This window comes from Citromicrobium bathyomarinum, from assembly GCF_038594485.1.
GTDB classification, from domain to species: Bacteria; Pseudomonadota; Alphaproteobacteria; order Sphingomonadales; family Sphingomonadaceae; genus Alteriqipengyuania; species Alteriqipengyuania bathyomarina_A.
In genome coordinates this window covers 361,851-381,140 of record NZ_JBCFZG010000008.1, presented here as the reverse complement: position 1 = coordinate 381,140, position 19,290 = coordinate 361,851, and the positions used below count along the sequence as shown (strand labels likewise).

The 19,290-nt window shown below is 66.0% G+C and carries 18 protein-coding genes; 5 read left to right on the top strand and 13 right to left on the bottom strand.

Features of this window, described 5'->3' with window-relative positions:
* Positions 1 to 114 precede the first annotated feature (114 nt).
* From arfB to pabB, 3 genes are read right to left on the bottom strand one after another with little or no spacing between them, the layout of a single operon-like run.
* Positions 115 to 534: an alternative ribosome rescue aminoacyl-tRNA hydrolase ArfB gene (gene arfB / locus AAG591_RS14700; RefSeq protein WP_425341667.1), complete on the bottom strand. Its 420-nt coding sequence runs from the start codon at positions 532 to 534 to the stop codon at positions 115 to 117.
* Positions 524 to 1,195 carry an RluA family pseudouridine synthase gene (locus tag AAG591_RS14695; RefSeq protein ID WP_342532190.1) on the bottom strand — a complete coding sequence of 224 codons (672 nt, stop codon included), beginning with the start codon at positions 1,193 to 1,195 and terminating at the stop codon, positions 524 to 526. The genes arfB and AAG591_RS14695 overlap by 11 nt, the downstream gene beginning before the upstream one ends.
* Positions 1,192 to 3,012 carry an aminodeoxychorismate synthase component I gene (gene pabB / locus AAG591_RS14690; protein WP_342532189.1) on the bottom strand — a complete coding sequence of 607 codons (1,821 nt, stop codon included), beginning with the start codon at positions 3,010 to 3,012 and terminating at the stop codon, positions 1,192 to 1,194. The genes AAG591_RS14695 and pabB overlap by 4 nt, the downstream gene beginning before the upstream one ends.
* Positions 3,013 to 3,118: 106 nt before the next feature.
* Between pabB and AAG591_RS14685 the strand changes: the two genes are divergently transcribed.
* On the top strand, positions 3,119 to 4,693 hold the full coding sequence (locus tag AAG591_RS14685; RefSeq protein WP_342532188.1) for a helicase HerA-like domain-containing protein: 1,575 nt from the start codon (positions 3,119 to 3,121) through the stop codon (positions 4,691 to 4,693).
* 106 nt (positions 4,694 to 4,799) lie between these two features.
* On the opposite strand, the gene AAG591_RS14680 is transcribed toward AAG591_RS14685, so the two are convergent.
* From AAG591_RS14680 to AAG591_RS14650, 7 genes are all read right to left on the bottom strand, one after another.
* Complete coding sequence (locus AAG591_RS14680; RefSeq protein WP_342532187.1) at positions 4,800 to 6,251, bottom strand: sensor histidine kinase; 1,452 nt, start codon at positions 6,249 to 6,251, stop codon at positions 4,800 to 4,802.
* A gap of 20 nt (positions 6,252 to 6,271) precedes the next feature.
* Entirely contained in the window at positions 6,272 to 7,015 is a 744-nt protein-coding gene (locus AAG591_RS14675; protein ID WP_342532186.1) for a response regulator, read from the bottom strand.
* Positions 7,016 to 7,022: 7 nt separating this feature from the next.
* On the bottom strand, positions 7,023 to 7,613 hold the full coding sequence (locus tag AAG591_RS14670) for an EF-hand domain-containing protein (RefSeq protein WP_342532185.1): 591 nt from the start codon (positions 7,611 to 7,613) through the stop codon (positions 7,023 to 7,025).
* Between the two features lie 213 nt (positions 7,614 to 7,826).
* Positions 7,827 to 8,225, bottom strand: a complete 399-nt coding sequence (locus tag AAG591_RS14665; protein WP_342532184.1) for a cupin domain-containing protein — start codon at positions 8,223 to 8,225, stop codon at positions 7,827 to 7,829.
* The gene (locus tag AAG591_RS14660; RefSeq protein WP_342532183.1) at positions 8,218 to 8,616 is read right to left on the bottom strand and encodes a VOC family protein; all 399 of its coding nucleotides are present in this window, start codon (positions 8,614 to 8,616) and stop codon (positions 8,218 to 8,220) included. Before AAG591_RS14660 ends, AAG591_RS14665 begins: the two co-directional genes overlap by 8 nt.
* A 72-nt stretch (positions 8,617 to 8,688) precedes the next feature.
* Positions 8,689 to 10,533: an aminopeptidase P family protein gene (locus tag AAG591_RS14655; protein WP_342532182.1), complete on the bottom strand. Its 1,845-nt coding sequence runs from the start codon at positions 10,531 to 10,533 to the stop codon at positions 8,689 to 8,691.
* A 73-nt stretch (positions 10,534 to 10,606) separates the two neighbouring features.
* Positions 10,607 to 11,794, bottom strand: a complete 1,188-nt coding sequence (locus AAG591_RS14650; RefSeq protein WP_342532181.1) for a hypothetical protein — start codon at positions 11,792 to 11,794, stop codon at positions 10,607 to 10,609.
* A 128-nt stretch (positions 11,795 to 11,922) separates the two neighbouring features.
* On the opposite strand from AAG591_RS14650, the gene AAG591_RS14645 reads away from it, so the two are divergent.
* The 3 genes from AAG591_RS14645 to AAG591_RS14635 are packed head-to-tail and all read left to right on the top strand — an operon-like array spanning position 11,923 to position 15,150.
* The gene (locus AAG591_RS14645; protein WP_342532180.1) at positions 11,923 to 14,103 is read left to right on the top strand and encodes a S9 family peptidase; all 2,181 of its coding nucleotides are present in this window, start codon (positions 11,923 to 11,925) and stop codon (positions 14,101 to 14,103) included.
* Positions 14,100 to 14,729 (top strand): HAD family hydrolase, encoded by a 630-nt coding sequence (locus AAG591_RS14640; protein WP_342532179.1) that lies wholly within the window; start codon positions 14,100 to 14,102, stop codon positions 14,727 to 14,729. Before AAG591_RS14645 ends, AAG591_RS14640 begins: the two co-directional genes overlap by 4 nt.
* 10 nt (positions 14,730 to 14,739) lie before the next feature.
* Positions 14,740 to 15,150: an acyl-CoA thioesterase gene (locus AAG591_RS14635; protein ID WP_342532178.1), complete on the top strand. Its 411-nt coding sequence runs from the start codon at positions 14,740 to 14,742 to the stop codon at positions 15,148 to 15,150.
* A 39-nt stretch (positions 15,151 to 15,189) separates the two neighbouring features.
* Here the strand turns inward: AAG591_RS14635 and AAG591_RS14630 are convergent, their stop codons facing one another.
* The 3 genes from AAG591_RS14630 to ald all read right to left on the bottom strand — a co-directional run bounded on the left by AAG591_RS14630 (position 15,190) and on the right by ald (position 17,953).
* Positions 15,190 to 15,627: a hypothetical protein gene (locus AAG591_RS14630; protein WP_342532177.1), complete on the bottom strand. Its 438-nt coding sequence runs from the start codon at positions 15,625 to 15,627 to the stop codon at positions 15,190 to 15,192.
* Positions 15,628 to 15,823: 196 nt separating this feature from the next.
* Positions 15,824 to 16,807 carry an oxidoreductase gene (locus AAG591_RS14625; protein ID WP_342532176.1) on the bottom strand — a complete coding sequence of 328 codons (984 nt, stop codon included), beginning with the start codon at positions 16,805 to 16,807 and terminating at the stop codon, positions 15,824 to 15,826.
* 30 nt (positions 16,808 to 16,837) lie between these two features.
* The gene (gene ald, locus AAG591_RS14620; RefSeq protein ID WP_342532175.1) at positions 16,838 to 17,953 is read right to left on the bottom strand and encodes an alanine dehydrogenase; all 1,116 of its coding nucleotides are present in this window, start codon (positions 17,951 to 17,953) and stop codon (positions 16,838 to 16,840) included.
* A gap of 173 nt (positions 17,954 to 18,126) precedes the next feature.
* On the opposite strand from ald, the gene AAG591_RS14615 reads away from it, so the two are divergent.
* Positions 18,127 to 19,239 carry a substrate-binding domain-containing protein gene (locus AAG591_RS14615; RefSeq protein ID WP_342532173.1) on the top strand — a complete coding sequence of 371 codons (1,113 nt, stop codon included), beginning with the start codon at positions 18,127 to 18,129 and terminating at the stop codon, positions 19,237 to 19,239.
* Positions 19,240 to 19,290: the final 51 nt, after the last annotated feature.

Genomic DNA, 19,290 nt, shown 5'->3' with positions numbered 1-19,290 from the left:
CGATGTGCATCGGGTGAAAAAACAACAGGCGGCGCACGCGGCACCGCCCGATCGCAGGCGCTATTGGCTGCGGGCTGGGGAAAAGTCAAGCTGCCAGTGGCGATACCGGTCGCCCTAACAGTCCTGGCGGCTGGGCTTTCCGCGATTGGCCTTTACCTGCCCGCGCGCCTTCTTGGTCTTGAGCCGCTGCGTCTTGCCCACGCGGTTGAGCCGGGTCTTCGCGCGCGCCTTTGGCCGGCGATGGGCCTCGCGCAAGAGATCCTCCAGTTTCTCGCGCGCCAGTGCCCGATTCGCTTCCTGCGTGCGGTGTTCGCGCGCGACGATCAGGATATCGCCCGAATCGGTCAGACGGCTTCCCGCGACCTCGCCCAGCCGCCGGAAAGCGAAGGGCGACAGGCGCAGCTTGTAGGCATTGACCCGCAGCTGGACTTCGGTGGCGACCTTGTTGGCGTTCTGCCCGCCTGGCCCGGAGCCTGCGACGAAACGCTCTTCGGCCAGCGCATGCGCACGGGCGAGAACGTCGTCAGGCATCATCGCCCGAACCCGGATCGGGGAAGCCCAGCGCGGCGAAATCGGCTGGCAGCGGGCTGGTTGCGGCAATGTCGGACTTGCCTTCGCGCGCGACGACGATCGAACTGGCGTGCAGCATCGTTCGCGGTGCGCCGTCGCGCGATCCGTAGACCGGGTCGCCGATCAGCGCGATGCCGATCCCGCTGGCGGCATGGACGCGAATCTGGTGCGTGCGCCCGGTTTCGGGGCGAAACTCGACCAGCGCGCGGCCCTCATGCTCCGCCACCACGCGCCAGTCGGTCGCCGATGGCTTGCCCTTCTTCGCCGGGATCATCCGCCAGCCCTTCTCGGCGCTGCTGATCTTGGCGAGCGCAAGCTCGATTCGCCCTTCGCGTTCCTCGGGAATGCCTGCCAGAATGCCGTGATAGACCTTGGTCACCGTCTTGGCCTCGAACGCGGCGGCGAAACGCTTGTGCGCCTTGGGATTGCGCGCGAGCAGCAGGCAACCGCTGGTGTCGGTGTCGAGCCGGTGGACCGGGAGCGGGCGCCGCTGGAAGCCCAGCTTGAGCGAATCGAGATGATCCTCGAGGCAGTCGCCGCCCTTGCGCGGGCGGTCGATCGGCAGCCCGGCAGGCTTGTCGATCACCAGCGCTTCGCCGTCTTCGTAGAGTATCTCGATCGTCATATCAGTCTCGCGCGCATGAGGCCGCGCAGAGCGTTGCCGATGAAAAAGCCGTCAGAAAGGTCGTCCAGCGTCACCTCGCCCTCGACAGCGCGCCCTTCGGCGATCAGCGAATCGCGAAACACGCCGGGCAGCAGGCCAAGCGCGAGCGGGGGGGTGACAAGCGTGCCCTCGCGCTCGACGAAAACGCTGGTCCAGCTGCCTTCGGTCACCAGCCCGTCGCCCTGCACCAGCAGCGCCTCGTGCGCGTCCAGCTCGTGCGCGGCGGCGAGCGCGTCGGCGTAGAAGCCCCGGTCGGTGGTCTTGTGCCGCAAGCGCCAGTCGCCCGCATCGACGGGCAGTGGCAGGGCAATGCAGTCGAGCGGCTCGGTGGGTGTCTCGGGCAGCGGGGCGACCTCGATGGCGGTGGTGCCGGAACGTGCGCAGGTCAGCCGCACCTTTGCAGGGGCGTCGAGATCGAAGCACAGCGCCTGAATCTGGTTGCGCGCCGCGTGCCGGTCGAAGGCAAAGCCCAACTCGTGCGCGCTTGCGGAAATCCGCGCGAGGTGGCCTTCGAGCAACGGGATGCCCTCTTCGGGGTCGAACCGCATCGTCTCGATCAGGTCGAACGCGGGCGCGGTGCAGTCTGCGCTGCTCGATCTCGCGAACCCGGCCTTGAGCAGCGCCTCGCGCCATTCGCCCAGAGCATCGCTGTCCGCCACGATCCCCGCGCCCACGCCGAGCACCGCGATGCCGTGCCCGTTCTCGATCGGGGTCAGCCGCAGCGTGCGGATCGCGACGTTGAAGCTTGCCGTGCCATCCGCCTCATAGGCACCGATCGCGCCGCAATATGGCCCGCGCGCATCGCGTTCCAACGCGTCGATAATCTCCATCGCGCGGATCTTGGGCGCGCCGGTGATCGACCCGCAGGGGAACAGCGCCTTCACGATATCGGCCAACCCGGTGCCCGGATTCAGATCGGCGCGCACCGTGCTGACCATCTGATGCACCGTCGGAAAGCTTTCGACCTTGAACGGTTCGTCCACCGTGACCGAGCCTGGCTGCGCGACGCGCGACAGGTCGTTGCGCATCAGGTCGACGATCATCAGGTTTTCGGCGCGGTCTTTCTCGGAGCGTGCCAGCTCCTCGGCTGCCGCCGTGTCCTGCGCCGCATCAGCATGGCGCGGGCGGGTGCCCTTCATCGGGCGGGCGGTGAGCTTGCCGTCCTCCACCTTGAAGAACAGTTCGGGAGAGAGGCTGACGAGCGCGTGGCTGCCGTCCCAGATCACGCCGCCATGGCCTGCATTCGCGGCCTTGCGCAGCGCTGCGTAGAGCGCCAGCGGATCGCCGCGAAACGCGCCGGTGAGCGGCATGGTCAGGTTGGCCTGGTAGATATCGCCCGCGGCGATTGCCTGCTGCAACTCGGCAAAGCGCGCCTGCCAGGTGCCGAGCGAGATTGCCGGGTCGAGCGGGCCGAGGCTGGCGGCGCCGGGCGCACGCTCGGCCAGCCAGGCTTCGACTTCGTCGGCGGGAATCGTCCGCTCGCTCTCGAACAGGCCGAGCCACGCCAGCGGCCCTGCCGCACCGGTGCGCATGTCGGCCAGCGATCGCAGCTTGGGTTCGAGCGCCAGCCCCGCCTCGTAGGCGAGATATCCCGCCAGCGTGCCCCCGCGTTCGGCCTGCGCGGCCTCTGCCGCGGCGAGCGTATCCTCCACCTCTTCCGGGCGTAGTGCCCGAAACACCGCCACCGGCGCTCCGAACAGGCGCGCGCCAGCCCCCGCGCCGCCATCCGTAGTGGGGCGCGCGTCGTCGAGCAGGATGAAGGGTTCCGCCGTTGCCATTCGCTGTCCGCTCTATCGAAGCGTTCGCGAATTGGAACCACCTTGACGGGCCAAAGGTCCGCCGCGAAAACGCAAAGCCTGTCGGCACGACGGGGAGACGCGCGCGGTGAGTACGATTTTTCTGGGTCGCAACCATGCTGGCGAGGCGCAGGAGCTGCGGCTCGACCGCGCCAACCGCCACGGGCTGATCGCGGGTGCGACGGGTACCGGCAAGACGGTAACCTTGCAGGGCCTCGCCGAAAGCTTTTCCGCCGCCGGCGTGCCGGTCTTCGTCGCCGATGTGAAGGGCGATCTTGCGGGGCTGGCGGTGCCGGGATCGTCCAAGTTCAAGCATGCCGACAAGCTGGAAGGCCGCGCTGCGGAGCTGGGCATGGACGATTATGCCTATGCCGATTTCCCGGTGATCTTCTGGGACCTGTTCGGCGAACAGGGCCATCCGGTGCGTACGACGGTTTCCGAAATGGGGCCGCTGCTGCTCGCGCGCCTGCTCGACCTCAACGATACGCAGGAAGGCGTATTGCAGGTCGTCTTCCGCCATGCCGACGACAACGGGTTGCTGCTGCTCGATTTCGAGGATCTGCGCAGCCTGCTCGCGTGGGCGGCGGAGCATACCGACGAGGTTTCGGGGCAGTATGGCCGCGTCACCAAGGCCTCCATCGGCGCGATCCAGCGCGCGCTGCTGACCTTCGAAAGCGAGGGGGCAGACAAGTTCTTCGGCGAGCCTGCGCTGGAGGTGGACGATCTGTTCAAGGTCGATGCCGCGGGGCGCGGGTTCATCAGCATCCTCGCCGCGGACAAGCTGATGCGCAGCCCAAAGCTCTACGCGACCTACCTGTTCTGGCTGCTCGCCGAACTGTTCGAGACGCTGCCCGAGGTGGGCGACCCGGAAAAGCCGAAGCTGGTCTTCTTCTTCGACGAGGCACACCTGCTGTTCGACGACACGCCCAAGGCGTTTCAGGACACGATCGAGACGGTGGTGCGCCTGATCCGATCGAAGGGCGTGGGCGTGTTCTTCGTGACGCAAAACCCGATCGACGTGCCCGACAACGTGGCAGGGCAGATCGGCAACCGGGTGCAGCATGCATTGCGCGCCTTCACTCCCAAGGATCAGAGGGCGATCAAGGCGGCGGCGGAAACCTTCCGGATCAACCCCGATCTCGACGTGGCGCAGGCGATCACCGAGCTGAAGACGGGCGAGGCGCTGGTTTCCACGCTGGGCGAAGATGGCGCGCCCTCGGTGGTGCAACGCACGCTGATCAAACCGCCGCAAAGCCGCCTCGGCCCGCTGTCGGCAGGCGAGCGTGCGGTGATCCTCGGCGCGAGCCCGCTGGCGGGCAAGTACGATACGCCGGTGGATCGCGAAAGCGCGGCGGAAGTGATCGCGCAGAAGATGGTCGATGCCGCCGCAACCGCCGCCGAGGTCGAGGAGAAGGGCGAGGCCGAGGTCCGCAAGCGGGAACGCAAGAGCACCAGCATCTGGGGCAAGGCGATCTCGCGCGGCACCAAGGTCGCTGCCGGCTCTGCCGCCGGGATGGCTGCGCGCACCGTGCTGGGCAAGAAATCGCGCGCCAACCCGATGGCCTCCGGCGTCACATCGGCGGCAGGCTCTATCGCAACCGATCTGGCAGGGCCGGTGGTCGGCAGTTTCGTGCGTAACCTTGTGGGCGGGTTGATGCGCTAAAGGTCGCGGTTCCGGCCCGCACCCCCGCCCGGCCAACCGATCGGTAGTATCCTGTGTGGGTTGGCCGGGCGGGGGTGCGGGCCGGCGCCGTCAAACGAGTGTCAAACTAGCGTGTGACGGGCAGGCGAATCTCTGCACGCAAGCCGCCTTCGGGCCGATTGGCGAGCAGCAGCTGTCCATTATGGTCGCGCACAATGGCGCGCGTGATGGCAAGGCCGAGGCCCGCTCCGCCGGTGCCGCGATTGCGGCTTGCCTCGCCCCGGCGGAAGGGTTCGAGCATGGCGACGACCTCCTCCGGCGGGATGCCCGGGCCTTCGTCCTCCACTGCAAGCACCGCCCACTGGCCGTCGCGCGTCAGCGAAACGCTGGCCGTGCTGCCATAGCGCAGCGCGTTCTCGATCAGGTTGCGCAAAGCGCGCCGCAACCATGTGACGCGAACCGGGGCGACGATCTTCTCGACGTTCGCGATGGCAACCGGCCTGCCCATATCCTCGAACTCGTCGACCACGCTTTCGACCAGCGCTGCGAGCTGCGCCGCCTCGGGCGCGTCCTTCGCGCGGCCGATCCGGGCAAGCGAGAGGATGTCGTCGAGCGAGCGGCGCAGATCCTCGATCACTTCGGCCATGCGCGCGCGCTGGCCTTCGTCGGGGACCGATTCGATCCGCACGCGCAGCGCGGCGAGCGGCGTCTTGAGATCGTGCCCGATCGCGCCGAGCATCACGTCCTTCTCGTCGAGCAGACTGGCGATGCGGCTTTCGAGCAGGTTGTGCGCCACGATCAGCCGGCTGACATCCTCGGGCCCGCTGGGCACCAGCGGTTCGCCTGCCTCGTGCGTGCGGGCAAAGCTTTCGACCTGTTCGGTCAGCTGCGCGAGCGGGCGCGTGATCCGGCGCAGCACGAGGTAGGTGGTGCCGAGCAATACGAGGAACAGCAGCACGGTCTGCGCAGCAATCAGCCATAGCGCGCCAGCTTCCACGCGAGGGGGAATGGTGCGCGCGACGATCCAGCGCGGATCGCCCTGCTGCCGCATGCCCGCCACCATGACCTGTACGTCGCGGTCCTTGATGAGTGCGTGAAGCCGGGGCCTGCGCTCGGCCAGACGATCCAGCACACCATCTTCGGTTATCGGGCGGGTGGTCACCACCAGATCTTCCCCGGCTACGCCTTGCCGCGCGAGCACTTCGCGCAGGCTAGCCTCTGCTGCGCGATCCCGGGTGTCGCCCGGGTGCAGCGGCGAGCGATCGGATATTTGCCCTGCGATAGGCGGTGGAAGTCGCAGCCGCGTCTCGCGCCCCTGCTGTGCCATGCCACCTCCGCGATCACGCTCGATCCGGCGAAAATTGCGCCGGAGGTCGCGCGGCGCGGCCTCGCCGCGATTGGCAGTTCTGATCAGGTGAAACGCGGCGGCGTTGACGGCTGCGACATCGCGCCGGTCCTCCACCGCGCGGTAGAGCAGGAAGGCCGACACCGCCTGCCCGATCAGCAGCGTGATTGCGATGGCAAGCAGGCTCTGGCCCAGCAGGCTGCGGGGGAAAGGATTGCGAAGAGAGCGCGCCATTGCCGGGTCGAATCCTGACGTCAGGTGCTGCGCACGCGGGTGACGTCGGCGGCGAAGCGATAGCCGCCGCCGCGCACGGTCTGGATGAAATGGGGCTGCTTGCTGTCTTCCTCGATCTTGCGGCGCAGGCGGCTGACCTGATTGTCGACCGCGCGATCGAACAGGTGCGCCTCGCGCCCCTGCACCATGTCGAGCAGGCGATCGCGATCGAGCACGGCGCGCGGATGGTCGAGGAAGGCGCGTAGCATGCGGAACTCGGCGGTCGAGATCGGGATCACCGACCCTTCCGGATCGGTCAGTCGCTGCTTGAGCGGATCGAGCTGCCAGCCTTCGAAGCGGTAGGCGGCATCGTCATCGTCCTGGTCGGCGTGGTTGCGCCCCGCGCGGCGCAGGACCGAGCGGATGCGGGCGACCAGCTCGCGCGGTTCGAACGGCTTGGTCACGTAATCGTCGGCGCCGATTTCGAGCCCGACGATCCGGTCGGTCGCCTCGCCCATCGCGGTCAGCAGGATCGTGGGCAGGTTCTGCGCTTCGATCAGGTGGCGGGTGAGCGATAGGCCGTCCTCGCCGGGCATCATGATGTCGACCAGCGCGATATCGGCGGTCTTGTCGCGCAGGATGCTGCGCGCGGCGGCGGCGCTCTCCGCCTCCAGCACCACGAAGCCCTGGCCGACCAGATAGTCGACCAGGGGCTCGCGAAGCGTGCGCTCGTCGTCGACGAGCAGCACGGTGATGGACGTGTCGGGATCGGACGCGGCCACCATTGACGGATTACTCGCCCGCGGGGGCTGCGCGGCGCTGCTCCCGGCGTTCGCGCATCTTTTCGCGACGGGCGTCGTGTGCGGCCTTGCGTTCTTCAGCCGTGATGGTGCCGTTCTTGTCGGTGTCGATGCGGTCGAAGCGTGCGAGAGCGTGTGCCTGCACCTCCTGCAGCGTCAGGCGACCATCGCCATCGGCATCGGCGCGCGCCATCATGCCGCCGCCCATCTGGCCGCGTTTGCCGCCACGCATTCCGCGCATCTTGCGCTTGCCTTCGCGGCGTTCGCCGTCGATGCCGCGCTCTGCCAAGCGCTCGGCGCGGCGTTGCTTGCGGGCCTCGCGCGCAGCGTCACGCTCGGCCTTGCTGATTGCGCCGTCACCGTCGGTGTCGAGTTTGGCGATCATCTGCTTGCGGCGAAGTTCCTGGTCGGCGAGGTCGAGCACGCCGTCCCCGTTCAGATCCATCTTCTTGAAACGCTCGACGCTCTTCTGGGCCGCTTCGGTGCGGGTCATCGGGGTGGAATTTCGTTCGCCCGGCTGGGCCAGCGCGGCGGTACCGGCGAGAAGGCCGATGCCGGTGATTGCTAGAACTGTCTTTTTCATGGCGAAATCCTGTTCGGTCTGCGGTCGGGGGAAAGGCAGAGCTGCGGGGCGGGGAGGGGTGGGGGGGAGATCGAAACCCGCCTCGCAGCTCATGGGACCTGTTCTAGCGCCGCATTGTCGCGCAGGTTTGCCACGATCGGCCGAAATTGTAACGCTTTGTCGCAGGATCGTGGGGCGGTTCATCCACCCGCAAGTTGTGCCGCAAGCTGAACCCTAGCGCGGGCGGTGTTCGGTCCCCGCACCGCAAGTGATGAACAGCGCCGTCGCTTCGCTCTGGACATCGGCGGTGTGCCACACACCCGGATCGTTGATCGCATATTCGCCGGGGTTCAGCGTGACCTGCTCCACCCGCCCGTCGGGGTAGTCCTGCGTCAGCGTGATCGTGCCCGCAGTGCAGACCACCACCTCATGGCCCTTGGGATGCATTTCCCAGCTGTCCCAGCTTTCGGCGAAGGAATGCATCGAGACCAGCCTGCCCTCGGCGCCATCGGCGGCGGTGCGCTGTTCATAATCGGCGTACCACTCCATCCCGGTGAAGGGGGGCTGCGCCTGCGCGATCGCCCCCAGCCCGAGATGGACCGGTTCTTCGGCCAGCCGCTTCGGCTCAGCCATCGGTGCCGACCATGCAGAACGCGTTGAGCTTGTTGCCGTCGCGGTCGCGGAAATAGGCGGCGTAGAAAACGAGGCCGTTCTCGTCCGCCTCGCCGCGCGGTCCGGGTGCGCCCTCGTCGGTGCCGCCATTGGCGAGTGCGATCTCGTGCAGGCGGTGGACCTGCTGCTTGTCCTTCGCCTCCAGCGCCACCATCGTGCCATTGCCGACGGTCGCCGTGTTGCCGTCATAGGGCTTGGTCAGCGCCACGCCTGCCGCACCGCCGGGCTCACCCCAAGCGATGTACATGTCGAAGTCCATCATCCGGCCGACGCCCATCTCCTTGGCGATGGCGTCGTAGAAGGGCGCGTTGCCCTGCAGGTCATTGGTGCCCAGCGTGACGTAACCGATCATCGTCCTGTCTCCCGAGGTGCGACCCTCACGGACAGAACATTACGAGAACGAAGTGCGATTCGCAAGCCGGTTTCAGAGCGGCTGCGTATGCCGTTCCAGCCAGTCCGCCGCGCGATCGTCACCCAAATCGGCAACCCGCTGCCTGAGGATTTCGCGGCAGCACGCGTGATAATGGTCGACCCAGTCGCGTTCCTCGGGCGTCAGCAGGTCTAGGTCGATCAGCGTGCGGTCGATCGGCACCCAGGTCAGGTTTTCGAACCCGAGCCACGTGCCTTCATCGGCGCCGTCGATCTGCCGTTCCTCGATCAGGATCAGGTTCTCGATCCGGATGCCGTACTCGCCCGCCTTGTAATATCCCGGCTCGTTCGAGCAGATCATCCCGGCAAGCAGCGGCTCCATCGTGCCGCCCTGCGATCCGGTCGTCTTGCCGATCCGCTGTGGACCTTCGTGCACGCCCAGCGCGCTGCCGACGCCGTGGCCGGTGCCGTGCGCGTAGTCGCAGCCTGCCTCCCACAGATGCATCCGCGCCAGCGTATCGAGCTGGCCGCCGGTGGTCCCTTCGGGGAAGATCGCGCGGGCGATGGAGATGTGGCCCTTCAGAACGCGGGTGAAGCGGTCCTTCATCTCCGCCGTGGGCTCGGCGCTGCCATCGGCACTGCCGACCCACACGGTGCGCGTGATGTCGGTCGTCCCTGCGCCGCCGTCTCCGATATACTGGCCGCCCGAATCGCACAGGAAGATGCTGCCCGGCGGGATGGTGATGTTGCTGTCTTCATCGACCTTGTAATGCGGTAGCGCGGCGTGGCCTGCGGCGGCGGAAATGGTGTCGAAAGAGGTATCCTTCAGCCCGCCATCGACCGAACGGAATTCGAGCAGCTTGGCTGCCGCCGTCAGCTCGTCGATCGTGCCCGAGGGAGCCTCTGCCTCGATCCACGCAAGGAAGCGGGAGACTGCTGCCCCGTCGCGCGCCTGCGAATCGCGGTGGCCGGCCACTTCGGCATCGTTCTTGATCGCGCGCGGCAGGATCGTGGGGTCGCGCGTTTCGACAACCTTTGCGCCGCCGTCCTCCAGCGCTTGCGCAATCGCGGCGACGCCATATTCGGGGTCGAGCGCGATCCGCTTGCCGTCGAAGCCGCCCAGCGCGCTTTCGAATTCACTGCGCGGACGGATAGTGACCGCGTTGCCCAGATGCTGCTTCATCTCGGGCGAGACCTTGTTTTCGTCGATAAACAGCTGCGCGGTGCCATCCTGGCCGACCAGCGCAAAGGCCATGGCAACGGGCGTGTGGGCAATGTCGCCGCCGCGAATATTGAACGCCCAGCCGACCGAATCGAGCGCGCTGAGCACCACGCCGTCGAGCTTTTCCTTCGTCAACCAGTCGGCGATCGCGGCGCGCTTTTCCTGCGCGTTGCGGCCTGCGTGCGTGTCCTCGTGAATGCGCGCGGGGGCATCGCTCTGCGCGGGCTGGTCCTGCCACACCGCGTCGATCGGATTGCCGTCGACCGCGACGAGCTTCGCGCCCACCTTTTCCAGCGCGGCGCTGGTCGAGCGGACCCAGCCGGGGGTCGCGAGCCACGCGTCGTAGCCGATCGTCGCGCCTTCGCCGGCATTGTCCGCCAGCCAGTTGGCCGGATTGTCCTTCGGCACGCCGCGGTATTCGAACAGGCGTTCCTCAACCTGATCGCGCACCTGCACGGTGTAGCGACCGTCGACGAAGATCGCCGCCTTTTCTTGCAGCACCACCGCGCTGCCGGCAGAGCCGCCGAAGCCGGTCAGCCATGCGAGGCGCTGCGCATCCTCGCCGACATATTCGCTCATATGGGCATCGGCGATGGGGACGACGAAACCGTCGAGCCCGCGTCGCTTGAGTTCTTCGCGCAAGGCGGAAAGGCGGGCTTCGTGGGTCTGCATCAGCATGGGGGGCTCTTTCTGTCAGCGTAAAATCGTGGGCCCGATATAGACCCTCGACCGCTTCCTCGCCACCCAGGCGCTATCGCTCGGTCGAGGCTGCGACCCAGACGAGCGCGGCATAGTCGGGCACGCGCCCGAAAATATCCTCCATCGGCTCCATCACCACCGTCTCGCGCGCGGCCCGGCAGGCGGCGATATCGCCTGCGTCGGTGCCGGTCGAAACCCAGATACGGCAGCGGGCGACCTTGCCCTGTCCATCCGGGCTCAGGCCGATCCGCAGGGGGCTCGCCTCGCGGCCCTCGGGAAAAACCCCGGCATTGGTGAGCGCGGTAACGAAGCGCTGCTCGATCGTGTCGCCGATCGTGGTGGTGCGGCGATGATCGGGGTCGGGTGCGTAGGCGACGGTCGCATCCCCCTCTCCGCCGATATAGAGCGGGATGCCGCGATGATTGCTGGCCGAAGCATCCGCCCACACCGGCTTGAGAACCGACCTTGCGTAGCCGCAGGCGGCATCGTCCTGAGCGCGCACTCCCGATCGTTCGATCATGCGGCAATCGAGGCCAGAGCCCTTGTCGAACAGCACGATCGCGGTCATCGGCAGCGCGTCGCCCGCTGCATCCTTCGGCAAGCCGGCGTGCGGGGCATGCTGCCACTGGGGCGCACTGTAAAACGACCTCATCCACGATGGGGAAGGCGGAAAGGAATAGAGCGAATCCACCCGCGGCGCCATCGTGGGCACCGGTGTCGGGTCGCGTTCAGCGGTGAACAGCGGATGGGCTTGGGACCTGTCCGCTGCATCGAAGCGGCGCGGCGAAAACGTCACGATGTAGCCCCCGGCAATCCGCTTCCCGCTCGGATCGAGAGCGGGGAGGAATTTTTGCGACGCAAGATCGCTGCACACCGCCGCAACGTCGACCGGCAGTTCCATATTATCGGTGCCTCGGCACCCGGAAACTGCGCCGCCAGCATCGATGTCGAGCACCAGTTTGGCAAAGCCCAGCGCATCGGGCCGGGCGATGTGCGCCAGTGCCAGCTGCGAATTTTCGCCGAACCACTGGAAAGGCTTTGCCAGCGGCTGCGGCAGGCGCATCGGCGGGTCCGCCTGATCGGGCGTCTGCCCATAGCCACCGACCGTGATTGCGACATCGACGGGCTTTCCCCGATAGGTCGCTCGCGGTGCTGCAGGCTCCGATGCATGCGCAAGCGATGGCAGTGCGATGGCGATCGCGCCGAAAATTCCGAGGCACGATGAACGACCGGCAGACATGCGTTGGAACCTCCGATACGCTTGCTTATGCGGCGCTTCCCTCGCTCTGCCAAGCAAGCTCTTGCAAGCCCGTGTGGCGCCACCTAGCACCGGCCACGAACCTTCGTTCGTGCAGGGGAATTGCCATCATGCGCCGTGTCCTTCTCAGCAGCCTTTCGATTGCCACCTGCCTCGCGTTCGCCCCGGCGGCGCTGGCCCAAACGTCTTCCGAGGAATCTTCCAGCGTGACCGACGCCAAACCCACCTCCCCGCCCGTCGCCGAGCAGCGTGAGCACACCTATACCCACCACGGGATCACCCTGTCCGATCCCTATCACTGGCTGAAGGACCCATCCTACCCGGTCGTCGATGACGAGGATGTGCTCGACTACGTCAAGGCGGAAAACGCCTGGTTCGAAGCGCAGATGGCCCCGCATCAGGCGCTGGTCGACACGCTCTACGAAGAGATGAAGGGGCGGCTGAAGGAAGACGATTCCAGCGTGCCGCAGAAGGATGGCGACTGGCTCTACTGGTCCGAATTCGAGCAGGGCAAGGAATACCGCCTGCATTATCGCAAGCCTGTCGCGGGCGGCGAGCCCGAACTGCTGCTGGACGAAAACCAGCTGGCGGATGGCAAGGATTATTTCCGCCTCGGCGCATTCTCGATCAGCAAGGGCGGGCGTTACCTCGCTTTTTCCGCCGACGACAACGGCTCCGAACGCTATACCGCGCGGATCAAGGATCTCGAAACGGGCGAATTGCTGCCCGACGAACTGACCAACCTGCGCGGCGGCCTCACCTGGGTCGCGAACGACAGTGCGCTGGTCTACGGCCCTTCGACCGAGGAATGGCGCACGCTGGAGGCGAAGCTCCATGTGATCGGTACGCCGGTTGCCGACGATGTGACGCTGTACAAGGAAGCGGACGAGAGTTTCGGGGTCGGCACCGGGCTGAGCGCGCAGGAAGACTGGCTCGTGATCGCCACCGGCGACAACGAGACGAGCGAGATCCGGCTGGTGCGCGCCGACAATCCGACCGGCGAGCAGATCCTGGTCAAGCCGCGGCAGAAGGGCGTCGAGTACGACGTCGACGTGCGCGGCGATACTTTGTTCGTCCACACCAACGACGATCACATCAACTTCCGCCTCGCGACCGCGCCGATTGCCAGCCCAAGTGAGTGGACCACGCTGATCGAAGGGTCGGACGATTTCTACCTGACCGATTTCGAGCTGTTCAAGGACTTCTACGTCACCGAAGGGCGGCTCGCCGGGCTCGATCAGATCCAGCTGCGCGCATATGACGATGCGAGCGACCTGACCCCGATCGCCTTCCCCGAAGCGAGCTTCGTCGCAGGCCTCTCCAACAATCCCGAATACGACGTTTCCAAGCTGCGCCTGTCGTACCAGAGCATGGTCACGCCCAGCTCGGTCTACGATTACGACGTGAAGACCGGCGCCCTCGAACTGCTCAAGCAGCAGGAAATCCCGAGCGGCTACGACGCGACGAAGTACAAGTCCGAGCGGCTGATGATCACCGCGCGCGACGGCACGCAGGTGCCGGTCAGCGTGGTGATGCTGAAGGACCGACCGATGGGCGGGCCGCTGCATCTGTATGCCTATGGTGCCTACGGCTACGCGGTGCCGCCGGGCTTCTCGACCAGCCGCCTGAGCCTGGTGGATCGCGGCATGGCCTATGCCATCGCGCATATCCGCGGCGGCGACGATCTGGGCCGCCGCTGGTATCTGCAGGGCAAGCTGAACGAGCGGACCAACACGTTCGAGGATTTCGTCGATGTCGCCAAGGGCCTGATCGACGCAGGCTATACCGAAAAGGGCCAGATCAGCGCCAGCGGCGGCAGCGCCGGGGGCGAGCTGATGGGCGTGGTGGTCAACACCGATCCCGACCTGTGGGGTGCGGTCGCCGCGCATGTGCCCTTCGTCGACGTGCTCAACACCATGCTCGACAAGGATCTGCCGCTGACGCCGGGCGAGTGGCCCGAATGGGGCGATCCCATCACCAGCAAGCAGGCCTTCGCCTACATGCTCAGCTATTCGCCCTACGATCAGGTGGTGGCGCAGGACTATCCGCCGCTGCTGGTGACCGCAGGCCTCAACGATCCGCGTGTGACCTATTGGGAGCCTGCCAAATGGGTCGCTAAGCTGCGCGCGACCAAGACCGATAACAACGCGCTGCTGCTCAAGACCAACATGGGCGCGGGCCACGGCGGCAAGTCGGGTCGTTTCGCCTCGCTTTACGAGACGGCGGAAGAATTCGCCTTCATCCTCACCCAGCTGGGTGTGGTCGAGTCGGATGGGGCGGCTGGCGAATGACCCTTCGGAACGTCGTCTTCGATGTCGGCAACGTGATCGTGCGGTGGGAGCCGCAGACAATCGTCGAGCTCGCCTTCGGCCACGACCTGCCTGCCGGGATCACCAGCAAGGACCTGTTTGGCGGCGACATCTTCCGCGCATTGAACCGCGGCGCGATGAGCCTCACCGAAACGCAGCGCATGTTCGGCGAGCGTCACGGCTTCGATCGGAAGACCTGCGACCGGCTGGTCTCCGCGCTGTTCGAAAGCCTCGTCCTGATCGAGGAGACGCCCAGGCTGATGCGCCGTCTCAAGGCGAGCGGCTATGGCATCTACGCGATCACCGACAATGTGCACGAAATCGTCGCCTACCTGCGCGGGCGCTACGACTTCTGGCCGCTGTTCGACGGCGCGTGTGTCTCCGCCGATCACTCCACATTGAAGCCCGATCCGCGCATGTACACCTGGCTGACCGAAACCTACGACCTGGTGCCGGAGGAATGCGTGTTCTTCGACGACCTGCCCAAGAACGTGGACGGCGCGAAGGCGGTGGGCATGGAAGGCTTCGTGTTCACCACCACGGCCAAGGCGATCGAGGATCTGAAGAGCATCGGCGTCGATCCTGATCGCCAGCTGGAAGCGGCGTGAGGATGGGGGCGTGAGCGATTCCGGCTGGGCCTTCACGCGCGATTACACTGCAGCGCCCGAGCATATCGACGAGCTCGGCCATGTGAACAATGCCGAGTGGGTCCGCTGGATCCAGGATATCGCGGTCTCGCACTGGCACGCGGTTTCGCCCGACGAGCATCGCGACCGGTTCATCTGGGTCGTGACCCGGCACGAGATCGATTATCGCGGCAACATCAAGGCGGGCGAGGTCGCGCATGGCCGCACGCGCGTGCACGGGGAGCCGAAAGGCGCGCAGTTCGGTCGCGAGGTCCAGTTCGTCGACGATACGGGCAAGGTGCTGGTCGCAGCGGTGACCCGCTGGGCAATGCTCGACAAGAACACGATGCGCCCGCAGCGGATTACGCCCGAGATCGCCGCGCCGTTTCGGGCGGATGACTAAGCCTCTGCCACCATCTCCTCGCTCATCGCCAGCAGCCGCTCAGTTCGGCCAAAGTTCGAACCGGGTGGATTTGGCGGAAGTCGGACGCCAATCATACAGCCTGTCCGAGCGATAGCCGTACTGCTTGCCGTTTGCGTACCAGGCGAACATCTGGTCGCGATCGGCTGAAACAACGCAGTTGATGTCCCTGTACTCGTAGAGCTGGTGGAGATCTTCGCTCATGTCTGAGCCGAAGGTCATCGACATCGGGTGCTTATAATTGATGCCGTAGTTGCGAATCGTTTCGTAATCGAGGCCATGCGAGCGACCCGGATCGAGGTAGTCGCCGTCGAAATAGAACAACGGGGTCACATCTCGCGAACCGTCCTGATAATTAACGACGCAGGCAATCATGATCTCCGATGCCGACGCCGCGCCCGCCGACACGGCATACCCCAGCGCGATCACGGCCAACGCCGCACGAATTCCTGCTTTCACAATCCGCTCCCCCAATCGCCACCACACTCGATGGCTCGAGGTTGTCACATTAGACACATCGGGCGCGAACAGCAATATTGAGGCATCACAGCTGGTTACTTGCTCGCCACCAGAATTGCCACCGTCTCGGCAGGGTGCGCCGTCAGCACATCGCGCTTGATGAGTGCTTCAATGATGCGCGCACGAACGCAGGCTTTCAAACCCCCGCCACCATTTCCTCGCTCATTGCCCAGAGCCGCTCGGCACTGTCGGCGTCGACGGCATAGGGCTGAACAGTGCGGTGGCGGATCGGGTTTTCCTGGCTGCCCAGCTCGGCGACATCGCAATCCTCGCAATAGAGCCCGCCCTTGTCGGCGAGGTCAGGGCTGGTTGCCGCCCACAGCGTGGTCGAGGCGCCTTGCGTCAGGCTCTTGAAGCCTTTTGCCGCTGCGTCCGACAGGGTGCCGTCGGGCTTGGTCCAGCCGAGTGCAACCATCTCCTCGTTCGGTAAATGCCGTTGCAGCGGGGTGACGATGCCGCCGGGGTGCACCGCGAAAGCGCGCGCGCCGTGTTCGGCAAGCCGCTTGTTCATGCCCAACGCAAACAGCGCATTGGCGGTCTTCGCCTGCCCGTAGGCCTGCCACTTGTCATATTCGCCGCTTTCCCAGTGCGGATCGTCCCACCGGATATCGCTCAGCTTGTGCCCGGTGGACGACAGCGCGACCACGCGCACATCGCTGCCCGGCTCGCTCGCGGTCTTCTCCAGCAGCGGCATCAGTGCCTGCGCCAGCGCGAAGTGGCCGAGGTGGTTCACGCCGAACTGCGATTCCCAACCCGGGCCGACGCGATCGAGCGGACACGCCATGATCCCGGCATTGTTGATCAGCAGGTCGAGGCGATCTTGCTGCGCAGCAAAGTCCGCAGCAAATTTGCGGACCGAGGCGAGGTCGGCGAGATCCATTTCCATGATCGTGACGTCACCGGCCACATCGGCCAGGTTGCCCGTCGCCTTCGCGTGGTTGCGCGCAGGCACGATCACCTTCGCCCCGACGGCGGCGAGCCCGCGGACGGTCTCTACCCCGATACCCGAATAGCCGCCGGTGACGAGGGCGACCTTGCCTGACAGGTCGATGCCGCTGAGTACCTCCTGCGGTTCGGTCGTGCGGCCGAACCCAGAATTGGTCGGTTGCTGCGTGCCCATCGTCTGTCTCCCGGTGCTATCTCTGTGTCGTCAGGCGAGTGCCTTCTCCACGGGTACATACTCGTAACCGAGGTCTTCGGCGACCGCCTGGTAGGTCACCTTGCCATCCCACACGTTCAAGCCTTCGGCGAGGTGCGCATTGGCGCGCATCGCGCCCTTCCAGCCGAGGTCCGCGATCTGCAGTGCGTGCGGCAGGGTGACGTTGTTGAGCGCGTAGGTGCTGGTGCGCGCGACCGCGCCGGGCATGTTGGCAACGCAGTAGTGCACGATCCCGTCGACCACGTAGGTGGGGTTGTCGTGCGTGGTCGCCTTGCTCGTCTCGAAGCAGCCTCCCTGGTCGATCGCGACATCGACCAGCACCGCGCCCTTCTGCATGTCGCCCAGCATTTCGCGCGTGACGAGCTTGGGGGCCGCCGCGCCGGGGATCAGCACCGCGCCGATCACGAGGTCCGCCTGGCACACCGCATCGTGCAGGTTTGCCGCGTTGGAGAAGCGCGTCTTGGCGCGCGTCTCGAAATGCGTGCCGACGCGTTCGAGCACTTCGGGATCGCGGTCGAGGATGGTCACGTCCGCGCCGACGCCCGCAGCCATCTGCGCGGCGTTGAAGCCGACCACGCCGCCGCCGATCACCACGACCTTGCCCGGCATCACGCCCGGCACACCGCCGAGCAGCACGCCGCGCCCGCCATGCGCCTTCTCCAGCGCGGTCGCGCCTGCCTGCACGCTCATGCGTCCGGCAACCTGGCTCATCGGCTTCAACAGCGGGAGCGAGCCGTGCGGGCCGGTCACGGTTTCATAAGCGATCGCGGTGACGCCCGCGTTGACGAGGTCGACCGTCTGCTCGCGGTCGGGGGCGAGGTGCAGGTAGGTGTAGAGGATCTGGCCCTCGCGCAGTTTCGAGCGCTCACCCGCCTGCGGTTCCTTGACCTTCACCACCATCTCGCACTCCGCGAAAATCGGGTCCGGCCCGTCGACGATCTTGGCGCCCGCCGCGCGGTATTCTTCGTCGGTTGCGTCGATGCCGAGCCCGGCGCCGCTCTCGATCCAGACCTCGTGACCGTGGCGGGCGAGTTCGCGCGCGCTTTCGGGCGTCAGGCCGACGCGGTATTCGTGATTCTTGATTTCCTTGGGGCAGCCGATGAGCATGGTGTTGAAAAGCCTTTTGCAGTGTTGCCGCGCTCGTTAGGTTGCGGCGCGTGAGGGGGCAAGACCGGGCGCGCATTCCGTAAGGTAAGCCGGTATGGTCACGCGACTGTCACACGAGGGTGCTCTAGCGCGGCGCTTGAATGGCTCACTTCGATCCGAGTGAAAGGCGATACATGAAATTCACCAATGTCCTCGCGCTGGCGGTAACCGCCGGCCTGATGCTGACCGGCTGCGACAGCAGCGGCGGCACGCGCGATTCGATCCGCGCGGTCGGCTCTTCGACCGTCTACCCCTTCGCCAAGCAGGTTGCCGAGAGCTTTTCGCGCTCGAACCCCGACCTGCGATCCCCGCTGATCGAATCGACCGGTTCGGGTGCGGGCATCGCGCTTTTCTGTCAGGGCGTCGGCGCGGATACGCCCGACATGGCCAACGCCTCGCGCCGGATGAAGGTCAGCGAGTTCGAAACCTGCCAGTCGAACGGCGTGGACGCGATCACCGAAATCCAGGTCGGACTGGACGGGATCGCCTTTGCCAGTGCGCAGGGTGGCATCATGATGTCGCTGACCCCGGAAATCGTCTACAAGGCGCTCGCCGCGAACCCCTACGGCAAGGAACAGACCGCGCAGACCTGGCGCGATGTCGATCCCTCGCTGCCCGACGCGCCGATCCTCGTCTACGGCCCGCCCTCGACCAGCGGCACGCGCGACGCGCTGAAGGAACTGGTGCTGACGCCGGGTTGCGAAGGCAATGCGGACATGGCCGCGCTGAAGGAAAAGGATGAGGACGCGTTCGAGCGGACCTGCACTGAAATCCGCAGCGACGGCAAATATGTCGACCAGGGCGAGCAGGACAACCTGATCGTCCAGAAGATCCAGGGCAACAAGAACGCCGTCGGCATCTTCGGCTATTCCTATCTCGAAGAGAACGAAGGCCGCGTGCAGGGCCTGCCGATGAACGAGGTCGACCCGACCTACGATAACATCGCCAGCTTCAAGTACCCCGGCGCGCGCCCGCTCTACATCTACGTCAAGCAGGCGCACCTGCAGGCGATCCCGGGCCTGCAGGCCTATCTCGACCAGTGGATGAAGATGTGGGACCGCAATGGTCCGCTGGCCAAGATCGGCCTCGTCGCGCTGCCCGCCGGCACGATGGAAGAGATGGCGGGCCGCATCAGGACCCAGCCCAAGCTGACCGCCGCCGAACTGGAAAGCGACAGCACGCTCGACGCCGAACGTGCCGAAGCGGAAAGTGGCAACGCGGACAAGGCCGCCAAGCCCGCCGAGTAAGGCTGCGGCCGCAAGGCCCGACAAAAAAGGCCGCCCGCTCTGCCCGAGCGT